The sequence below is a fragment of the Sphingopyxis sp. genome, assembly GCF_025869345.1.
Classification (GTDB): domain Bacteria; phylum Pseudomonadota; class Alphaproteobacteria; order Sphingomonadales; family Sphingomonadaceae; genus Sphingopyxis.
This window is the reverse complement of the sequence record NZ_JAOZVW010000020.1, coordinates 14,684-32,647: the sequence shown is the minus strand read 5'-3', so window position 1 is coordinate 32,647 and position 17,964 is coordinate 14,684. Positions and strand designations below refer to the sequence as shown.

The 17,964-nt window shown below is 67.0% G+C and carries 19 protein-coding genes; 5 read left to right on the top strand and 14 right to left on the bottom strand.

Features of this window, described 5'->3' with window-relative positions; translation table 11 throughout:
• Positions 1-223 precede the first annotated feature (223 nt).
• Both pgmG and OJI97_RS01890 read right to left on the bottom strand, forming a co-directional pair.
• A complete protein-coding gene (pgmG, locus tag OJI97_RS01895) occupies positions 224-1,606 on the bottom strand; it encodes a phosphoglucomutase/phosphomannomutase PgmG (protein ID WP_297660526.1) in 1,383 nt (460 codons plus the stop codon).
• A gap of 23 nt (positions 1,607-1,629) precedes the next feature.
• Positions 1,630-2,439, bottom strand: coding sequence for a division plane positioning ATPase MipZ (locus tag OJI97_RS01890; RefSeq protein ID WP_297660523.1), 810 nt, complete (start codon positions 2,437-2,439; stop codon positions 1,630-1,632).
• 83 nt (positions 2,440-2,522) lie between these two features.
• Between OJI97_RS01890 and panC the strand changes: the two genes are divergently transcribed.
• Positions 2,523-3,362 (top strand): pantoate--beta-alanine ligase, encoded by an 840-nt coding sequence (gene panC, locus OJI97_RS01885; RefSeq protein ID WP_297660519.1) that lies wholly within the window; start codon positions 2,523-2,525, stop codon positions 3,360-3,362.
• Between the two features lie 178 nt (positions 3,363-3,540).
• A complete protein-coding gene (locus tag OJI97_RS01880) occupies positions 3,541-3,855 on the top strand; it encodes a hypothetical protein (protein WP_297660517.1) in 315 nt (104 codons plus the stop codon).
• Positions 3,856-3,876: 21 nt separating this feature from the next.
• Here OJI97_RS01880 and OJI97_RS01875 read toward each other — a convergent pair whose 3' ends face one another.
• The 4 genes from OJI97_RS01875 to OJI97_RS01860 form a co-directional block, all read right to left on the bottom strand.
• Positions 3,877-5,025 (bottom strand): GNAT family N-acetyltransferase, encoded by a 1,149-nt coding sequence (locus tag OJI97_RS01875; RefSeq protein WP_297660514.1) that lies wholly within the window; start codon positions 5,023-5,025, stop codon positions 3,877-3,879.
• Positions 5,026-5,175: 150 nt separating this feature from the next.
• Entirely contained in the window at positions 5,176-5,643 is a 468-nt protein-coding gene (locus tag OJI97_RS01870) for a RidA family protein (RefSeq protein WP_297660511.1), read from the bottom strand.
• Between the two features lie 10 nt (positions 5,644-5,653).
• Positions 5,654-6,295, bottom strand: coding sequence for an HAD family hydrolase (locus OJI97_RS01865; RefSeq protein WP_297660509.1), 642 nt, complete (start codon positions 6,293-6,295; stop codon positions 5,654-5,656).
• Entirely contained in the window at positions 6,292-6,564 is a 273-nt protein-coding gene (locus OJI97_RS01860) for a DUF3572 domain-containing protein (RefSeq protein ID WP_297660506.1), read from the bottom strand. Before OJI97_RS01860 ends, OJI97_RS01865 begins: the two co-directional genes overlap by 4 nt.
• An 87-nt stretch (positions 6,565-6,651) precedes the next feature.
• On the opposite strand from OJI97_RS01860, the gene OJI97_RS01855 reads away from it, so the two are divergent.
• Positions 6,652-7,014, top strand: coding sequence for a response regulator (locus OJI97_RS01855; protein WP_297660503.1), 363 nt, complete (start codon positions 6,652-6,654; stop codon positions 7,012-7,014).
• A 174-nt stretch (positions 7,015-7,188) separates the two neighbouring features.
• Here the strand turns inward: OJI97_RS01855 and OJI97_RS01850 are convergent, their stop codons facing one another.
• Positions 7,189-7,311 carry a hypothetical protein gene (locus tag OJI97_RS01850; protein WP_297660500.1) on the bottom strand — a complete coding sequence of 41 codons (123 nt, stop codon included), beginning with the start codon at positions 7,309-7,311 and terminating at the stop codon, positions 7,189-7,191.
• Positions 7,312-7,458: 147 nt separating this feature from the next.
• Between OJI97_RS01850 and OJI97_RS01845 the strand changes: the two genes are divergently transcribed.
• On the top strand, positions 7,459-7,944 hold the full coding sequence (locus OJI97_RS01845; protein WP_297660497.1) for an Lrp/AsnC family transcriptional regulator: 486 nt from the start codon (positions 7,459-7,461) through the stop codon (positions 7,942-7,944).
• A 167-nt stretch (positions 7,945-8,111) separates the two neighbouring features.
• On the opposite strand, the gene OJI97_RS01840 is transcribed toward OJI97_RS01845, so the two are convergent.
• The 7 genes from OJI97_RS01840 to OJI97_RS01810 form a co-directional block, all read right to left on the bottom strand.
• Positions 8,112-9,692: an ABC-F family ATP-binding cassette domain-containing protein gene (locus OJI97_RS01840; RefSeq protein WP_297660494.1), complete on the bottom strand. Its 1,581-nt coding sequence runs from the start codon at positions 9,690-9,692 to the stop codon at positions 8,112-8,114.
• 314 nt (positions 9,693-10,006) lie between these two features.
• Positions 10,007-10,672 (bottom strand): helix-turn-helix domain-containing protein, encoded by a 666-nt coding sequence (locus OJI97_RS01835; protein ID WP_297660491.1) that lies wholly within the window; start codon positions 10,670-10,672, stop codon positions 10,007-10,009.
• Positions 10,673-10,834: 162 nt separating this feature from the next.
• Positions 10,835-11,806, bottom strand: a complete 972-nt coding sequence (locus OJI97_RS01830) for a magnesium and cobalt transport protein CorA (protein ID WP_297660488.1) — start codon at positions 11,804-11,806, stop codon at positions 10,835-10,837.
• A 273-nt stretch (positions 11,807-12,079) separates the two neighbouring features.
• Entirely contained in the window at positions 12,080-12,247 is a 168-nt protein-coding gene (rpmG, locus tag OJI97_RS01825) for a 50S ribosomal protein L33 (RefSeq protein ID WP_003042331.1), read from the bottom strand.
• A 221-nt stretch (positions 12,248-12,468) separates the two neighbouring features.
• Positions 12,469-13,197, bottom strand: coding sequence for an energy transducer TonB (locus OJI97_RS01820; protein WP_297660482.1), 729 nt, complete (start codon positions 13,195-13,197; stop codon positions 12,469-12,471).
• A 345-nt stretch (positions 13,198-13,542) separates the two neighbouring features.
• Positions 13,543-14,850 (bottom strand): glutamate--tRNA ligase, encoded by a 1,308-nt coding sequence (locus OJI97_RS01815; protein ID WP_297660479.1) that lies wholly within the window; start codon positions 14,848-14,850, stop codon positions 13,543-13,545.
• A gap of 252 nt (positions 14,851-15,102) precedes the next feature.
• Positions 15,103-16,764, bottom strand: coding sequence for an NAD+ synthase (locus OJI97_RS01810; RefSeq protein ID WP_297660476.1), 1,662 nt, complete (start codon positions 16,762-16,764; stop codon positions 15,103-15,105).
• Between the two features lie 168 nt (positions 16,765-16,932).
• Between OJI97_RS01810 and OJI97_RS01805 the strand changes: the two genes are divergently transcribed.
• The gene (locus tag OJI97_RS01805; protein WP_297660474.1) at positions 16,933-17,868 is read left to right on the top strand and encodes a ribose-phosphate pyrophosphokinase; all 936 of its coding nucleotides are present in this window, start codon (positions 16,933-16,935) and stop codon (positions 17,866-17,868) included.
• The last annotated feature ends 96 nt before the right edge of the window (positions 17,869-17,964 follow it).

Here is a 17,964-nt window from a genome sequence, read left to right as displayed (position 1 = left end):
GAGGTCGGTTCCGTTCTAGCCCCCAGCGCGCGTTACCGCAGCGAAGCGGCAAAGGTCAATCTGGCAGGAATTTTGCAGGGACAAAAAGCCCCTCCCCTTCAGGGGAGGGGTTGGGGTGGGGGCCTGCGACATGGCGCAAGGCTGCTGGCCCCCACCCGCTGCGACTAACGAACAAGTTCATAAGTCTCGCTGCCCTCCCCTGAAGGGGAGGGCGTGACAGGGCTCAATGCCCAACGCTTTCGCCGCGTTCCACCCCCGACAGCGCCAACTGCTCGTCGATCGCCGCCATCAGCCGCGCCAGCGCCGCCTCGTCCTTCGCCTCGGCGCGCGCGACGAGGACATCCTGGGTGTTCGAGGCACGGAGCAGCCACCAGCCGTCGCCGGTCAGCACGCGTGCGCCGTCGGTGCGGTCGACCGTCGCACCCGATGCCGCCAGCCGCGCCAGAACCTCGTCCACAATGGCGAATTTGCGCACCTCGTCGACCTGGAAGCGGAGCTCGGGGGTGTTGACCATCGCGGGCATCTCACCACGCAGTTCGGTGACGCTTTTCCCAAGCTTGGTCGCCGCCTCGATCAATCGCACCGCAGCATAGGGCGCGTCGTCATAGCCGTAATAGCGGTCGGCGAAGAAGATATGCCCGCTCATCTCGCCCGCCAGCGGGCTGCCGGTTTCCTTCATCTTCGCCTTGATCAGGCTGTGCCCGGTTTTCCACATCAGCGGCTTCCCGCCGAGTTCGGCGACGCGGTCGAACAGCGCCTGGCTCGCCTTGACGTCGGCGATGATCGTCGCGCCGGGATGCTCCCTCAGCACCGCCGCGGCATAGATTTGCAGGAGCTGATCGCCCCAGATCACCCGGCCCTCGCCATCGATCGCGCCGATGCGGTCGCCGTCTCCATCGAAAGCGACGCCGAAATCGAGGCTCTTCTCCGCGACCAGCTTCCGAAGATCGGCCAGATTCGCCTCGACCGTGGGATCGGGATGGTGGTTCGGAAAATGGCCGTCGATGTCGGTGTAGAGAAGATGATGCTCGCCGGGCAGCCGCGCGGTGAGCTTTTCGATGACGGTGCCCGCGGCGCCGTTGCCGGCGTCCCAGCCGATGCGGAAGGCGCTGCCGGCGAAGCCCTCGACCAGCCGGTCGACATAGGCGTCGACGATGTCGATGCTCTCCGCCGATCCCTCGCCGCTTTCCCAGTCGCCCGTGGCAGCGATTTCGCCGATCCGCTGGATGTCGGCGCCGAAGAAGGGATGCCCCTGAAACACCATCTTGAAGCCGTTATAGTCGGGGGGGTTGTGGCTGCCGGTTATCTGTATGCCGCCGTCCACATCCTCGGTTGACGCGGCATAATAGAGCATCGGCGTCGGCCCCAGGCCGATGGTCAGGGCATCGACTCCCGCGGCGTTGACCCCCTCGACCAAGGCTTCCGCGAGCATCGGCGACGACAGCCTTCCGTCATAGCCGACAGCGACCCGCCTGCCCCCTGCGCGCCGGATCAGCGTCGCGAAGCTGCGCCCGATCGCGGTCGCATCGGCGGCCGACAGCGTGTCGCCGACGACACCGCGAATGTCATATTCGCGCAGCATCGTGGGGTGGAATTGGTGGGTCATGGCTGTCCTCTTGGGGAGAATATTCAGGCGGCGGCGAACAGGTCCCCGTCCGGATGAAACCGCTCGCGCGCCGGAAGGTTCAGTCCGCCCATCGCTTCGCGCAATTCCTGCCGCGCGACGACGTGGCCGATCCCCATGCCGCCGAGGTGCGCCTTGTCGAGCAAGGTGAGACCGGCCGGGAACAGCTCGCGATAGATGACGCGCTCGCCGAGCCCCGGGATGACGCGAAAGCCGACGCGGCGCGAGAGCTGGTTCAGCGCCTCGCCGACGCGGCGCATATTATGCGCGTCGACATGCTGGAGGCGGTTGCGCAGGATGATCCAGTCGATCGTCCGCCCGTCGCTCTTCGCACGCGCCTTGCGCGTGTCCCAGATGAGTTCCGAATAGAAGCTGGGGCGCACGACCTGAAAGGTCTCGGGATCGACCTGACCGATCAGGTCGAAGTCGATGAAGCTGTCGTTGATCGGGGTGACGAGCGTGTCGGCGGTGGTCGCGAGGTGACGCGCGAAGATGTCATCGCGCCCCGGCGTGTCGGCGATCAGATAATCGACGCCCTCGGCCAGCCGCGCGACCTGCGCGTCGAGATCTTCGATCGTCGACCCCTCGAACACCTCGAAGCGCGGGGTGGGAAGATCGATATCGCGGCGTTTCGCGGTATTCTCGCGATTCTCGAGATAGCGGTGAAAGGTGCGCTGGCGCGGGTCGAGGTCGATCCCCGCGACGCGCCAGCCCAGGCTGGTCAGCGCGACCGCGAAATGCACCGCGCAGGTCGATTTGCCGGTCCCGCCCTTTTCATTGGCAAAGATGATGCGGTGCGGGGCGGGCGTCGTCATGAGCGTTGCGATTTTCCTGTTGGCGGCGCATGGCAGCCGCTTGGGGTGGTCGTTGCGCCGCCAATATCGGAGGCAGGGCAAGCGTGCAAATCATCCGTGACATCGCGATGCTGCGCCGTGCCGTTTCGGCACTGAAGCAGGGGGGAAAGAGCGTCGCGCTGGTGCCGACGATGGGCGCGCTCCACGACGGCCACCTGTCGCTCGTGCGCATGGGGCGGCGCGTCGCCGACCATGTCGTCGTGTCGATCTTCGTCAATCCGACCCAGTTCGGCCCGAACGAGGATTTTGCCGCCTATCCGCGCGATGAAGATCGCGACGCTGCGCTGCTGGTGGAAGCGGGCGTGGCGCTGCTCTGGGCGCCCGACGTCGGCACCATGTATCCCGCCGGTCATTCGACGCATATCGAGGTTGCCGAACTCGGCGCCGATTATTGCGGCGCGGCGCGGCCCGGCCATTTCGACGGCGTGGCGACGATCGTGTCGAAACTGTTCAATCAGGTGCGCCCCGACATCGCGATCTTTGGCGAAAAGGACTGGCAGCAGCTCGCGATCATCCGCCGCATGGCACGCGACCTCGACTTCGCGCTCGACATATTGGGCGCGCCGATCGCGCGCGACGCCGACGGCCTCGCGCTGTCGTCGCGCAACGCCTATCTGTCGAAGGAGCAGCGCGGGGCAGCTATCGCCTTTCCCGGCGCGCTGAAGGCGGCGGCAAAGGCGATCGCGGACGGCGCCAACGTTGCCGAAGCGCTTGCGAAAGCCGAAGCCGACATCGTCGCGGGCGGTTTCGACAGCGTCGACTATGTCGCGCTCGCCGATGCCGACAGCCTCGAAAGGCTGACCATATTCCGCAAACCCGCGCGCCTGCTCGCCGCGGCGCGGATGGGGAAGACGCGGCTGATCGACAATCTGGCGGTCGAATAAAACCCCGTCGCCCCCGCGCAGGCGGGGGCGACGGTTTATGTCTTGAAAAATCCGCTCTTTTCCGTCCCTTTCCCGCATTATCCCCAAAAATCCGCACCGCTGTTAACGCTTTGTTGACCATAAACAGCAAATTTGGGGGCCGAGGTCTCCATGTGGGGTGGAGGCAAAGGGGGTTATCATGGCGAACAGTCTGAAGTCTGCCCAATATCTGATCGAAAGCCGTCTGCTCGACGCGGCGCGCGGCGATGCCAATGCCTATTTCGATCTCGGCATCGCCTTTTCCACCGGGACCGGCGGTGTCGATGTCGATCTGATCCAGGCGCATAAATGGTTCAATCTCGCCGCACTCGGCGGCAGCCTCGAAGGGCAGCAATGCCGCGCCGAGCTGTCCGACGAAATGAGCCGCGACGAAATCGCCGAAGCCCAGCGCCAGGCGCGCGCCTGGCTCGACGAAACCGCCCGCCGCCCGGCGGCCCGGCGCTTCGCGGCCTGAGGTTTTGCCGCTGCGTGAGATTTATTCGGCCCGCCGGAACGGCATATGCCCTTCCAGCCATTCCATTTCCTGCACCTCGGCCGCCCGCTCTCGCTCCAGATAGTCGGCGACCGCGCGGCGGAAGCCCGGGTCGGCGATATAATGCGCCGACCAGGTCGCGACGGGGCCATAGCCGCGCGCGAGCTTGTGCCCGCCCTGCGCACCCGCCTCGACGCGGCGGAGGCCGCGTTCGATCGCGATGTCGATCGCGCGATAATAGCAGAGCTCGAAATGCAGATAGGGGATGTCGCGGACGCAGCCCCAATAGCGGCCGTAGAGCGTGTCGGACCCGAGGAAATGCATCGCCCCCGCGACCGGCGCCGCGCCGTCATAGGCGATGACGAGGATGATCCGGTCGGCCATGCGCCGCCCCATCAGGTCGAACGCCGCGCGGGTCAGATAGGGATGGCCCCATTTGCGCGCGCCGGTGTCCTGATAAAAGGCCCACATCGCATCCCAGTGATCGGGACCGATCGCCTCACCCGTGACCTCCTCGATCCGCAGGCCCTCGACCGCCCGCGCGCGTTCCTTGCGGAGCTGCTTGCGCTTGGCCGAGGTCAAAGTGGCGAGGAAATCGTCGAAGCCGGCATAGCCCGCATTGGCGAAATGGAACTGGATGTCGCGCCGCACCAGCCAGCCCGCGCGCTCGAAAAGCGGCATCTGCTCGGGCGCGACGAAGGTCGCGTGCGCCGACGACAGCCCGTTCTGCCGCACCACAGCTTCGGCGCCGCGGATCAGCAGCAGCGCCGCCGCCTCGTCCTGTGCAAGCAGGCGCGGCCCCGGCACCGGGGTGAAGGGCGCCGCGATCTGCAGCTTCGGATAATAGTCGCCCCCGGCACGCGCCCAGGCATCGGCCCACGCATGATCGAAGACATATTCGCCCTGGCTGTGCGATTTGAGATAGGCGGGCGCGGCGGCGACCAGCGCGCCATCGGCATCCTCGATCAGGATCGGCGCCGCTTGCCAGCCGGTGCCAGGTCCGACGCTGCCCGATAGCTCGAGTAATGTCAGGAAATCATGGCTGACGAACGGATTGCCCCCGCCCGCGAGCGCGTCCCACGCCGCCGCATCGACCGCGGCGACGCCGCTGCCGAGCGTGACGGTCCGCGCGGGCGGGTCGGCTTCGGCCATTCACATATCACCGACGAAGAAAGGAAAAATCATGTTCCCCCGCGAAGGCGGGGGTCCATCTCCGGTCGGTGCAAGATGGAACCGCCCGGAGATGGGTCCCCGCCTTCGCGGGGACACAGAAAGATTTTGGACCTCGCGCAAGGCGATTTCCTACGCCGGCTTCACCGCGACGATCGCATCGACCTCGACCGCGGCGCCGAGCGGCAGCACCGACACGCCGACCGCGCTGCGCGCATGGCGGCCCGCTTCGCCGAACAGCGATTCCATCAGCTCCGACGCGCCGTTCGCGACCTTCGGCTGCGCGGTGAAGCCGGGGTCGCTGTTCACGAAGACGCCGAGCTTGACGATCCGCTCGACCCGCGACCAGTCGCCGCCGACCGCCTGGCCGACTTGCGCAACGAGCATCAGCGCGCAGCGACGCGCGGCGTCATAGCCCGTCGCCTCGTCCATGTCGGCGCCGAGCCTGCCGGTGACGACCTGGCCGTCGCGAAAGGGAAGCTGGCCCGAGATATGGAGCAGCCCGCCTTGCTCGACCACCGGCACATAGGCCGCGACCGGCGCGGCGGGCTTGGGCAGGTCGAGGCCGAGGGCGGCGAGCTTGGCGGGGATGTCGGACATGATCGTTCCTTTATACGGGTTGCAGGGCTGGGGCCGGAATATTTTCGGTGAGCCGCGCCAATATCCAGTCGCGCGCCGCGCTCCAATCGTCGATTCGCGCATGGGCATTTTTCGCAGGAGCCACCTTGTCGGCGATCGCGGGCTCGCCGACGAAATGGAGCCGCCAGACCTCGGGCGCCTCGATCGCCACCGAATGATGGTGGTTCGGCAGGTCATCGATGAACACCGCGACCGACGGCCGGCGCTCCGCGATCAGCGCGCGCACCGGCTCGCCCTTGCCGCCGCGGCTGCCGATAACCGGCGCGTGAAAGCCGAGCGCGGCAAGCTGCGCGCCGCGCGCCGCCTGATGGTCGGGGCCGACGTTGGTGAGCACGACGATGTCGGCGATATCGCCGATCGCCGCCATCGCCGCGATCGCGCCCGGAATCTCGGTCTGCCGCCCCATTTCGGTGCGAAAGAAGCCGTCGAGCAGGGGCCACACCTCGGCCGCCTCCAGCGGCGTGCCGCATTCCTTGCGCTTGAGCGCCCCGGCGAAGCTCGCATCCTCCATGCGGAAGAGCACGCCATGCTCCTCGTCGACCCACTGGGCGAAGGGGACGACCATGTGCATCAGCACCTCGTCGCAATCGGTGATGACGAGCGGGCGGGTCATGCGTCCATCCTTTGGTTGCCTTCGAGGCGCCGCGCAGCGGCGGCAAGGGTTTCGGGCGTCACGTCGAGCGCTTCTGCGCAAGCGATCAGATCGGCCTCATGGGTAGTGAGAAATGACAGGATCGCGGCGAGCGTCGCCTGCTCGCCGAGCGAGGCGCGCAGCGAATCGGGGTCGAGTCCGGTCATGCCGAGCAACCTTTCAGCGCGCGGGTCGTCGCTCAAAATCCAGCCGAGCGCGTGGAGCGCCAGCGCCGTATCATCCTCATCCAATCGGGAATCCCTTCGCCGCGATGAATTGTGTCGTGCCGCCGATTCGCCTAAACGGACCGCGCACGCAAGGTGGGGAAGAGATTTTACATGGGCAAGACCATCCTGGTCGTCGAGGATAATGAGCTGAACCTCCGCCTGTTCTGCGACCTGCTCAACGCCCACGGCTATCAGGCGCATCCGGTGCGCGACGGACGCGACGCGCTGGCAAAGGCGCGCGAGATCGCGCCCGACCTGATCATCATGGACATCCAGCTCCCGCACGTCAGCGGGCTCGAACTGATCGGCCAGATGAAGGCCGACCTGACGCTGCGCGCGGTGCCGATCATGGCGGTTACCGCCTATGCCGGAAAAGGCGACGAGGAACAGATCCGCGCCGCCGGGGCCGAAGCCTATGTCTCGAAACCGATTTCGGTGATCAAGTTCATCGAGAGCGTCGGGGCGTTTGCCTGAGCGGCGCGTGTCCGCTGCTTGCCTCGTCACCCCGGACTTGATCCGGGGTCCATTCAAACTGGCGGAGAAGGAATGGATCCCGGATCAAGTCCGGGATGACGAAATATGAGATCCGCGCTCAGCCATTCGGGTCGATCGCCTTCATTCGGAAAGGCGGGGACGACGGACAGCCGCTCAATGCTTCGCCTTACGCTCCCACGGGGCGTGATAATGCGCCGCGACGGCGGCGGCGGAGGTTTCGACCACCGAGGTCCAGAGGCGCTGGAGCCAGTTGGTTTCGGGTGCGATGTGGGCCATATTCGATCTCCTGCATCCGAACCGCAGGGAGGGGAGAGAGCCGTCGGCTCGAACGGTTCGGATACGAACCATCTAGGCGATTCGCACCGACTATAGGCGCCGAAATTCGGCGTATCGGCGACCAATTTTTGCGCTATAAGCCAGAATATGCGAAAAATGATCGATCTCGACCGCTTCGACCGCCACCTGCTCGACCTCGTCCGCCGCGACAATCTCCAGCCCGCGCGCATACTCGCCGACACGGTCGGACTGTCGATTTCGGCGGTGCTGCGCCGCCTCCGCCGGCTGCGCGAGGAGAAAGTGATCGTCGCCGACATCGCGCTGGTCGACCCCGCGCTCACCGGCTCGGCGCTCACCATGCACGTGCTCGTCCAGATGCAGCAGGCGGGGCCGCAGACGATGGACAATTTCGCGCGCGAGATCGCCCGCCATCCCGAAATCACCGCGGCGTGGGACGTCACCGGCGACGATGATTTCCTGCTCAAGGTCCAGGTCGGGTCGATGGAGGAATATGACGTCTTCACCCGCCGCGCGCTGGGGGAAGACAAGGGCGTCCATTCGTTCAAGACGCTGATCACGATCCGCCATATCGTCGAGAACGAAGCCGCGCGGCGACCGCTGCGCGATGGGTGAGGGGAAGGAGCGAGCTCTTTAAGCCCCTCCTCTTCAGAGGAGGGGTTTGGGGTGGTGAAAGCGGCCTTGCGCCCAGCCCGCATGGACCACCCCGCTGCGACTAACGAGCAAGCTCGTAAGTCTCGCTGCCCCTCCTCTAAAGAGGAGGGGAAAGAAAGCGCTCCCTCCTACCGTCCCAGCGCGATCTCGCGCTCGATCCCGATCGCGTCCAGAAACGCCGGGTCGTGGCTGACGACGAGCAGCGCGCCGTCATAGGCGGCAAGCCCCGCCTCGATCGCGGTCAGCGAATCGAGGTCGAGGTGATTGCCGGGCTCGTCGAGGATCAGCAATTGCGGCGGCATCGGTGCGCCGAGGACGCAGGCGAGGCCGGCGCGGAGCATCTGCCCGCCGCTGAGCGTGCCGGCGATGCGGTCGGCGGCGTCGGCGCGGAAGCGGAACCGCGCCAGCGCCGCGCGGCACTGGTTGTTGGTCGTGCAGGGATTGCGGCGGAGGAAATTGTCGGCGATCGACAGCGCGGGGTCGAGCAGCGACACGCGCTGGTCGAACAGGGCGAAGGGCACCGGCACGTGCACCTGTCCCGACCAGGGCGCAAGCGTCCCCGCGACGAGCGCGAGCAGCGTCGATTTGCCCGAGCCGTTGGGGCCGGTGATCGCGACGCGCTCTGGCCCGGTGATCGTCAGCGACAGGTCGCTGATCACCGGCCGCCCTGGCGCATAGCCCGCGGTGACGCGACTCAATTCGAGCACGGTACGCGACGCGGGAAGGCCGGTCGAGGGCAGGCCCGCCGAGAGCGGGTCGACGACCTCGATCCGGCCGCGCGCCGCGGCGGCCGCTCCCTCGGCCGCGCCGCGCTGGCGTTCGGCGAGGCGGCTGGCCGAAGCACGCGTTTCCTCGGCGCGGCGCTTGAGGCCGCCAATGACGATCTTCGGCATGTCGCCGCGCGCCGCCTTGCGCCGCCCGCCGGAATCGCGCCGATCCTGCTTCTCGGTCGCCGCCTGCGCCTGGCGCCGGCTCTGGTCGAGCCGCTTTTCGGCGCCCGCAAGCTCGGCTTCGGCGGCGGCGAGCTCGATCTCCTTACGTGCACGATAAGCGCTCCACCCGCCGCCGTAGCGCGCGGCGCCGAGCGCGGTCAGCTCGACGATCGCGTCCATTTCCTCGAGCAGTTCGCGGTCGTGGCTGACGACGATCGCGCCGCCGCGCCAGCCGCGCAGCAGTTCGCGCACCGCGGCGCGGCCTTCGCGGTCGAGATTGTTCGTCGGCTCGTCGAGCAGCAGGAAATCGGGCGCGCCGAACATCGCGCCCGCCAGCGCGGCGCGCGTGCGCTGCCCGCCCGACAGCGCATCGAGCGGCGTATCGGCGGCAAGCGACAGGCCGACCGCGGCGAGCGCTTCGTCGATCCGCGCCTCGAGCGCCCAGTCGGCCTCGGCGATCTCGTCGATGCTCGCCGCGCCCGCCTCCGCCTTGCGGAGCAACGCAAGCCCCGCGCGCGCATCGAACAGATCGGCGATCGTCTCGCCCGCGCCGACCTGCACCGACTGGCGCAGCAGCGCCACGCGGCCATCGACGGCGACATGCCCCGTCGCGGGCGTCAACTCGCCGGTGAGCAGGCGCAGCAGCGTCGATTTGCCAACCCCGTTGCGTCCGACGATGCCGGTGCGCTCGCGCGCGAAATGGAGATCGAGCCCCGAGAGGATGGTGCGGTTATCGGGCGTGGACCAACCGAGGTTGGCGAGAGTGATAGAGGACATGGACAGAGCTTTCCTGAAGGCACGGCTTACGGGCGATGCAGTCAGTTCAGATCCATGATCCTGTTCACTCCTTCGGTGTCGCGTGGGAAGGAATATAGGGCGGATCGGTGCGAGGGCAAGCAGAATGGCCGAAGTGTGGCGGTTTCGCGGTCGGCAATGGACTCCCCATCATCGTCATTCCCGCGAAAGTGGGAACCCGGAGCGTGCGTCGGCTGACCCCACACTGGGTTCCCGCTTTCGCGGGAATGACGAAATTATATAACGCCGAATACCGCTTGCCGGTCGAAACTCGCCAAGGCGCCCGTCATGTCGCCTTACAGTTCGATGATGATTCGGACCTTGTCGGCGCTCGTCCCGACCGCGCTTGCGATCTGAACGCGGCTGCGCTCGATCAGGTCATGCAATTCCCCGACGGCATGGTCTCCGAGCAGTTCGGAGGTCGACACGCCGAGAATCGCCGCAAGCGCCGCCATGCGGCTGTGCTTGGGCCGCGCACGCCCCTTTTCCCAGCCCGAGACCGCGGGCGCGCTGACGCCCATGCGGTCGGCAAGCTGGGCCTGGTTGAGGCCCGCCTGCGCGCGCAGACGCTGAAGCCGGCCTCCGAAAGCCTGATCGGCGGGCGAAGCGGCCTCGTCGTCGAAATGCGGATCGTGCGTGACGCTGCTGCGAAGCTGCGCGGCGCTCAGTGTCGCGGGCGATACCGGAGCGTCGAAGCGGCAACCGGCGAGCCGGCCGCTGATCCACATCACTGTCGCCGGGCTGTCGCCCGCGTGCGGCAGGTCGATCTCGATCCGGTCGCCAACCGCAACGGCGGCGTCGCTTTCGAGGAGCAGTCCCGTTTCCGAAATATTGTGGACGAGCACCGCAAGTCCGGCGCCGCCGCTCTGCCTCCCCTCTGCGGGAAGGCTGAGCTTGCGGCGGGTGCTGCCGCGCACATCGGCGCCCGGCGCTGCGGGGAGGAAATATCCGGTTATGGCCATGAAGACGGGTGTCGGAGCAACCGATTAAAAGAAGGTTAGCGGGAGGCGCTCCGAACCGGAGGCACCCACCCGAAATGCGTGGCCCGAAATGCGTGGCCCGAAATGCGTGGGAGGCGTCGCGGGTTGCCCGCCGCCGGCCGCGATGCGACGGAGCGAACGCAATCAGAGCCAGCGGATCGTCCGAAACCGCCAATAGAGAAGGCCGCAGATGCTCGCCATCAAGGCAATGGCGAACGGATAGCCGAAGGTCCAGCCGAGTTCGGGCATATGCTCGAAATTCATCCCATAGATTCCCGCGATCGCGGTCGGCACCGCGAGGATCGCCGCCCAGGCCGCAAGCTGGCGCGTGATCGCGCCCTGCCGCTGCTGTTCGAGCAGCGAATTGGTGTCGACGACCGACCCTGCGACTTCGCGCAGCCCCGACAGGCGGAATTCGGCGCGCTGGACATGGTCCCACACATCGCGGAAATAGGGGCGCACGGCCTCGTCGATCCACGGCAGGTCGGCGGCGCCGACAAGGCGGGCCGCAACATCCTTCATCAGTCCGACGATGCGCTGGAACCGGATGATCTCGTGCCGCTGGGCATAGAGGTGGCGAATCTCCTCGGCGTCGAGCGGCGTGTCCATCACGCTTTCCTCGACCAGCAGCAGCCGGTCCTCGATCGCATCGACGACGGGGAAATAGCCGTCGATGATGAAATCGAGAATCGCATAGAGGACATAGTCGGGTCCGTGGGCGAGCTTCGCGGGCAGCGTTTCGAGCCGCTGACGCACCTCGGTATGCGCGCGCGCCGAACCGTGGCGGACGGTGACCGCGAAATGGCGGCCGAGGAAGATCGCGGTCTCGCCCGACTGGATCGTGTCGCCATCCAGCGTGCCGGTTGCGGCGATGACGAAAAGCTGATCGCCATAGACCTCGACCTTGGGAAGCTGCTTCGCCTTCAGCGCATCTTCGACCGCGAGCGGATGGAGGCCGAAGCGCTTGGCGATCCCGCCGAGTTCGTCGGGGGTCGGCTCGAACAGGCCGAGCCAGAAGAAATCCTCGTCGGTGCAATCCTCCGGGATGACGTCGTCGGGGCCAAGGTCGCGGACGAGCTTGCCCTGATGATAATGGCGCGCGGCGATGATCGGCATTTCTTCGAGTCCCTATACGGCCATGGCGAGGATGGCGATACGGTTCATGCGGGCCGTTGTGGCGTCAAGCCGGGCGGACGCCAAGCCGAAAGCGACCGACACCAGCCATCGCCGCCGCGTAAACCTCCAGCGGCCCCCGCCTTCGCGGGCGCGACGGTGGAAGCCCGCCATCCGCCCACGAAAAAGGGCGGCACGCGGCCGCCCTTCTGGCTCCCGCTTTCGCGGGGATGACGCCTTATCCGCCCACGCGCTTCCGGCGCATGGGGACAGGCATCACTTGATCTTGGCTTCCTTGAACTCGACGTGCTTGCGCGCACGCGGGTCGTATTTGCGTACCGACATCTTCTCGGTCATCGTGCGCGGGTTCTTCTTGGTGACGTAGAAAAAGCCCGTGTCGGCGGTGCTCACCAGCTTGATCTTGACGGTCGTCGGCTTGGCCATGGCCCTGTTCCTCGAACTATTGGCACATCCGCAGGGACATCCGGCGCATGTGGCGGGACTGGGGGCCCCGGCGGTTGCTGTGAAAAACAAAGAGGGCCGCGCGTCGGGCGCCGCCCCCATTTATCCGCGCGCCATTGGCGGGATTCGGCGCCGATGTCAAGCCATGCGTCGAGGAAAAGCGGGAGCGGGCGCCAACGAAGCCCCCGCTCCCGGGAGGGGTTTCAGCCGTTGCGAATCTGGAAACGCACGGTCATTTCCTTCCAGCTTTCCTCCGCGACGCCGCCGCGCGTCGCGGGCTTGAAGCGCCATTTGGCGAGCGCGCGCCGCTTCGTCGCCTCGAAGAAGCCCTGGCTGTCGGTGCTGACCAGCTCGACCGCCTTGACCCGCCCGTCGGTGCCGACCAGCACGCGCACCCGCACGATCCCCTCGATCTCGCGCCGCTGTTCGCTCGCCGGATAGTCGGGCTGGAAGCTGCCGGCGTAGCGCGGGTCGACCTGGGCGACGACGAACGGCGCGGGTTTCGGCGGCAGCGGCGGATCGACGACGGTCGAACCGGTGCCGCTGCCTGCGGGCGGCGTATAGGGCGGCAGCGGCGCGACATCGGTCGAGCCCCGGGACACCGGCGGCAACGGCGTCGGCGGCGCGGTGAACTCGGTCTGGATCGGGTCGGCCTGCGGCTTGGGATCGGGGCGCGGCTCGGGCTTCGGCTTGTCGACGGTGAAGTCGGTCCACGTCTGGGGCTCGCTTCGCGGCGTCTGCTTGACGATCATCGGCGACAGCGCGACCGCGACGACGAGCGCCGCCGGCAACCCGAAGGCGAACGCCGCGGCGACCGGACGATGCGTGGCGCCGGGGTCGTAGCTCTCGCGCGCGAACGGCGCGGCCCCGGCGGGCGCGCTGTGTTTCGCGGGCCTTGCGATGATCGCGGACATCATGGGAATCAGGGTCATGGCACCTCTCCTTGCCTTATCGACCCGGCCCCATGCGTTGACCGTCCCTATGAGCCGGGTCAAGTTAAGAGATAATATAACATCTCTAAATTTGTCAAGCCGGGACGATGGAGCGCCGGTGTGCGAGGCCATTTGCCTGAATGAGCCGAGAGGGCGCTATTGGTTTCGCGCAAAGACGCAAAGACACAAAGAGGTCGTGTTTGCCGCGAAGCGGCTTTTTCCTTTTACGCTGCGGCCAGCCGCACCGTTAAGGGAAAATGGGGCCGTTCGGCCCCGAGCGGCCTCTTTGTGTCTTTGCGTCTTTGCGCGAAACATTCAAAAGAGCCGGCGCCGAAAGGCCGGATATCAGGCCGAAAGCCGCGCGATCGCCTGGTCCCGGCCGATCAGCGGCAGCAACTCCGCCATATCGGGGCCATGATCACGCCCGGTCAGCGCGCGGCGCAGCGGCAGGAAGAGCGCGCGGCCTTTCGCGCCGGTCGCCGCCTTGACTGCATCGGTCAGCGCGCGCCACGGATCGGCGCTCCAGTCGAGCGCGGGCGCTGCCGCCGCCGCCGCCGCGAGCACCGGCCGGTCGCCTGCTTCGGGCGCGGGCGGCGCGAAGGGGCCGTCGAACACCGCGACCCAATCGGCCGCTTCGGCGACCGTCGTCAGGTTCGGGCGGATCGCGTTCCAGCGCGCTTCGCCGATCGCGACCGGCAGGCGCGGCGCGACTGCGGCATAATCGGTGTGGTGCAATATCTTCTGATTAAGCAGCGCCAGTTCGGCCTCGTCGAAGCGCGCCGGGGCGCGGCCGAAGCGCGCGAAGTCGATGCTTTCGATCAGCGGCGCGGGCGACGTCACCGGCTCGACCGGATCGCTCGTCCCCAGCCGCGCGAGCAGCGCGACGAGCGCGATCGGCTCGACCCCCTGCTCGCGCAGCCCTTCCATGCCGAGCGAGCCGAGCCGCTTCGACAATTTACCCTCGGTTCCGACGAGCAGCGCCTCGTGCGCAAAGGCCGGCGGTTCGGCGCCGAGCGCCGCGAACATCTGGACCTGCGCCGCGGTGTTCGACACATGATCCTCGCCACGCACCACATGGGTGATCCCCATCGCGATATCGTCGATCACGCTCGGCAGCAGATAGAGCCAGCTGCCGTCGGCGCGGCGCACGACCGGATCGGACAGCGTCTTCGGGTCGAAATGCTGGTCGCCGCGGATCAGGTCGGTCCACGCGATCGGCGCCGCATGGTCGAGACGGAAGCGCCAGTGCGGCGCGGTGCCCGCGGGCACCGGCGCATCGGCAGGCTTGCGCTCATAGACCGGCGGCAGTCCGCGCGAGAGCAGGATCTTGCGGCGGATCTCCAGCTCCTCGGGCGTCTCGTAACAGGCATAGACGCGGCCCGCCGCCTTCAGCCGCTCGAACTCGGCCTCATAGAGCGCGAAGCGCATCGACTGCCGCTCCTCGCCATCGATGTCGAGCCCGAGCCACGCGAGGTCGGCGCGAATCCCCTCGACATATTCCTCCTTCGACCGCTCGATATCGGTGTCGTCGATGCGCAGCAGCAAACGCCCGCCGTGCCTCCGCGCCCACAGCCAGTTGTGCAGCGCGGTGCGGACGTTGCCGACGTGGAGCATACCGGTCGGCGAGGGAGCGAAGCGGGTCGTGACGGTCATGGGCCGCGCCTATAGCTGTTTTGCCGACACTGTGAAATTGGTTCGCGCGAAGCCGCAAAGAGGCGGGATTCGCGCGGAGGACGCAGAGAAGAAACCCGTGTGCTCCCGCGAAGGCGGGAGTCCATCTCCGGTCGGCGCTATCTGGAACCGACAGCAGATGGGTCCCCGCCTTCGCGGGGACACACCAAGATTTTCCTATTCTCTCTCTGCGTCCTCCGCGCGCTCTGCGCGAATAAATGGGGACAGTCCCTATTATCCCGTCCGGAACCCGTGGGTGATCGGATAGCGCCGGTCGCGGCCGAAATTGCGCGTCGACAATTTGACCCCCGGCGGCGCCTGGCGGCGCTTATACTCGGCGAGCATCAGCAGCCGCTCGATCCGCGCCACCGCCGCACGGTCGAAGCCGTAGCGCGCCACGACATCGTCAACGCTCGCTTCCTCCTCGACGAGCATGTGAAGCATCCGGTCGAGGTCGGCGTAAGGCGGCAGGCTGTCCTCGTCCTTCTGGTCGGGGCGAAGTTCGGCGCTCGGCGGCTTGGTGACGATATTGGCGGGCATCACGGGCGTCACCGGATTGCGCGACAGCCGCGGCACATGCGCGTTGCGCCATTCGGCGAGCGCGAACACCGTCGTCTTGTATGCGTCCTTCAGCGGATTATAGCCCCCCGCCATGTCGCCATAGATGGTCGCATAGCCGACGCTCATCTCGCTCTTGTTGCCTGTCGTCAGCAGCATCGGGCCGAATTTGTTGGAAAGCGCCATCAGCGTGACGCCGCGAATGCGCGACTGGACATTCTCCTCGGTCGTATCGACGGCCTTGTCGGCGAAGCTGTCCGCGAGCATCGCGTCGAACGCCTCGACCGCGGGCGCGATCGGGATGGTGTCGAGCCGGCATCCGATCATCGCCGCGCAGCCGCTCGCGTCATCGAGGCTTTCCTGGCTGGTGAAGCGGCTCGGCAGCATCGCGCACCAGACCTTGTCCGGCCCCAACGCGTCGGCGGCGATGGCGGCGCAGATCGCCGAATCGATGCCCCCCGACAGGCCGAGCACGACGCCGGGGAAGCGGTTGCGTGTCACATAGTCGCGCAAGGACAGGATCATCGCGCTGTAAATGTCGGCGGGATGCGCTTCCCACTCGGCGATCGCGCCCGGCTCGCAGGTCCAGCCAGCGTCCCCCCTGGTCCAGCGCGTCAGGCGCTCCTCGCCTTCCCAATCGGTCAGCCGGTGCGCGGCCTGACCGTCGGCGTTCAGCACGAAGGAGCAGCCGTCGAACACCAGCTCGTCCTGCCCGCCGATGCGGTTCAGGAAGATCAGCGGCAACTTTGTCTCGGCGACGCGCGCCGCGAACACCTGCGTCAGGCGGCGATCGTCCTTGTCGATCTCATAGGGACTGCCGTTGACCGAGATCAGCAGTTCCGCGCCCTGACCGGCGAGATGCCCGCAGACCGCCGGAAACCAGCCGTCCTCGCAGATCGGCAGCCCGAGCTTGACCCCGCGCCATTCGACCACTTGCGGCAGCGGCCCCGGCGCGAAGACCCGCTTCTCGTCGAAGGTGCCGTAATTGGGCAGCTCGTGCTTGCGCCGCCTTGCGATCACGCGGCCCTCGTCGAGCAGCGCGACGATATTGTAGAGCCGCCCCTCCGCATCGCGTTCGACCGACCCGACGAGCATCGCCGGGCCGCCGTCGCCGGTCTCGGCCGCCAGCTCGGCCAGGATCGCCGCCGCACGTGTCGCGAGCGCGGGCTTGAGCACCAGATCCTCGGGTGGATAGCCGATCAGCTGCAACTCGGGATAGAGGATCAGGTCGGCGTCCCGGTGCCGCGCACGAACGCCGCGCATCGCGTCGGCATTGGCGGCAAGGTCGCCGACCGACTGGGTCATCTGCGACAGGACGATGGAGAGTTCGGTTGTCATGCCGGGGGGTTTAGGCGCAACCGCCCCGCCCGTTCAACCGAAGAGACGCACGGCTATCACTGGCTTTCATTCTTCCCGCGCCAGGAGCCGGTCCGCCATTACCCCCTTCCCCTATCGGCGCCCGCTGGCTAAGGGCGGCGCAATCCCACTCGCCGCGAAAGGGCCCCCATGAAACTCATCTCCGGCAACAGCAATCTGCCGCTGGCCCGCGCGATCGCCGACTATCTCGAGCTGCCGCTGACCGACACCAGCGTCCGCCGCTTCGCCGACGAGGAAGTCTTCGTCGAAATCCACGAAAATGTGCGCGGCCAGGATGTGTTTGTCGTCCAGCCGACCAATTTCCCGGCCAACGACAATCTGATGGAGCTGCTGATCCTCACCGACGCGCTGCGCCGCGCTTCGGCCAAGCGGATCACCGCGGTCGTCCCCTATTTCGGCTATGCCCGCCAGGACCGCAAACCCGGTCCGCGCACGCCGATCTCGGCCAAGCTCGTCGCCAATTTGATCACCACCTCGGGCGCCGACCGCGTCCTCGCGATCGATCTCCACGCCGGGCAGATCCAGGGCTTCTTCGATATCCCGACCGACAATCTCTATGCCGCACCGGTGATGAGCGCCGACATCCAGGCCCGCTTCGGCGGCAAGAATCTGATGGTCGTGTCGCCCGACGTCGGCGGCGTGGTGCGCGCCCGCGCGCTGGCGAAGCGGCTCGACAACGCCCCCCTCGCGATCGTCGACAAGCGCCGCGAGCGCGCCGGCGAATCGGAGGTGATGAACATCATCGGCGACGTCGCGGGCCGCTTCTGCATCCTGATCGACGACATCGTCGATTCTGCGGGCACGCTCTGCAACGCCGCCGCCGCGCTGAAGGCCGCGGGCGCCGAGGGCGTCGTCGCTTATTGCACGCACGGCGTGCTGTCGGGCGGCGCGGTCGCGCGCGTCGATGCGAGCGAGCTCACCGAACTCGTCATCACCGATTCGATTCAGCCGACCGACGCGGTCAACGACAGCGGCAAGGTCCGCGCGCTGACCGTTGCGCCTTTGCTCGGCGAAGCGATCAAGCGCATCGCCGACGAAACGAGCGTGTCGTCGCTGTTCGACTAGGCCGGCATCGAAGGAAAACGCCGTTCCCCCGCGAAGGCGGGGGGCCATCTCCGGTCGATTCCATCTTGCACCGATGGGAGATGGGTCCCCGCCTTC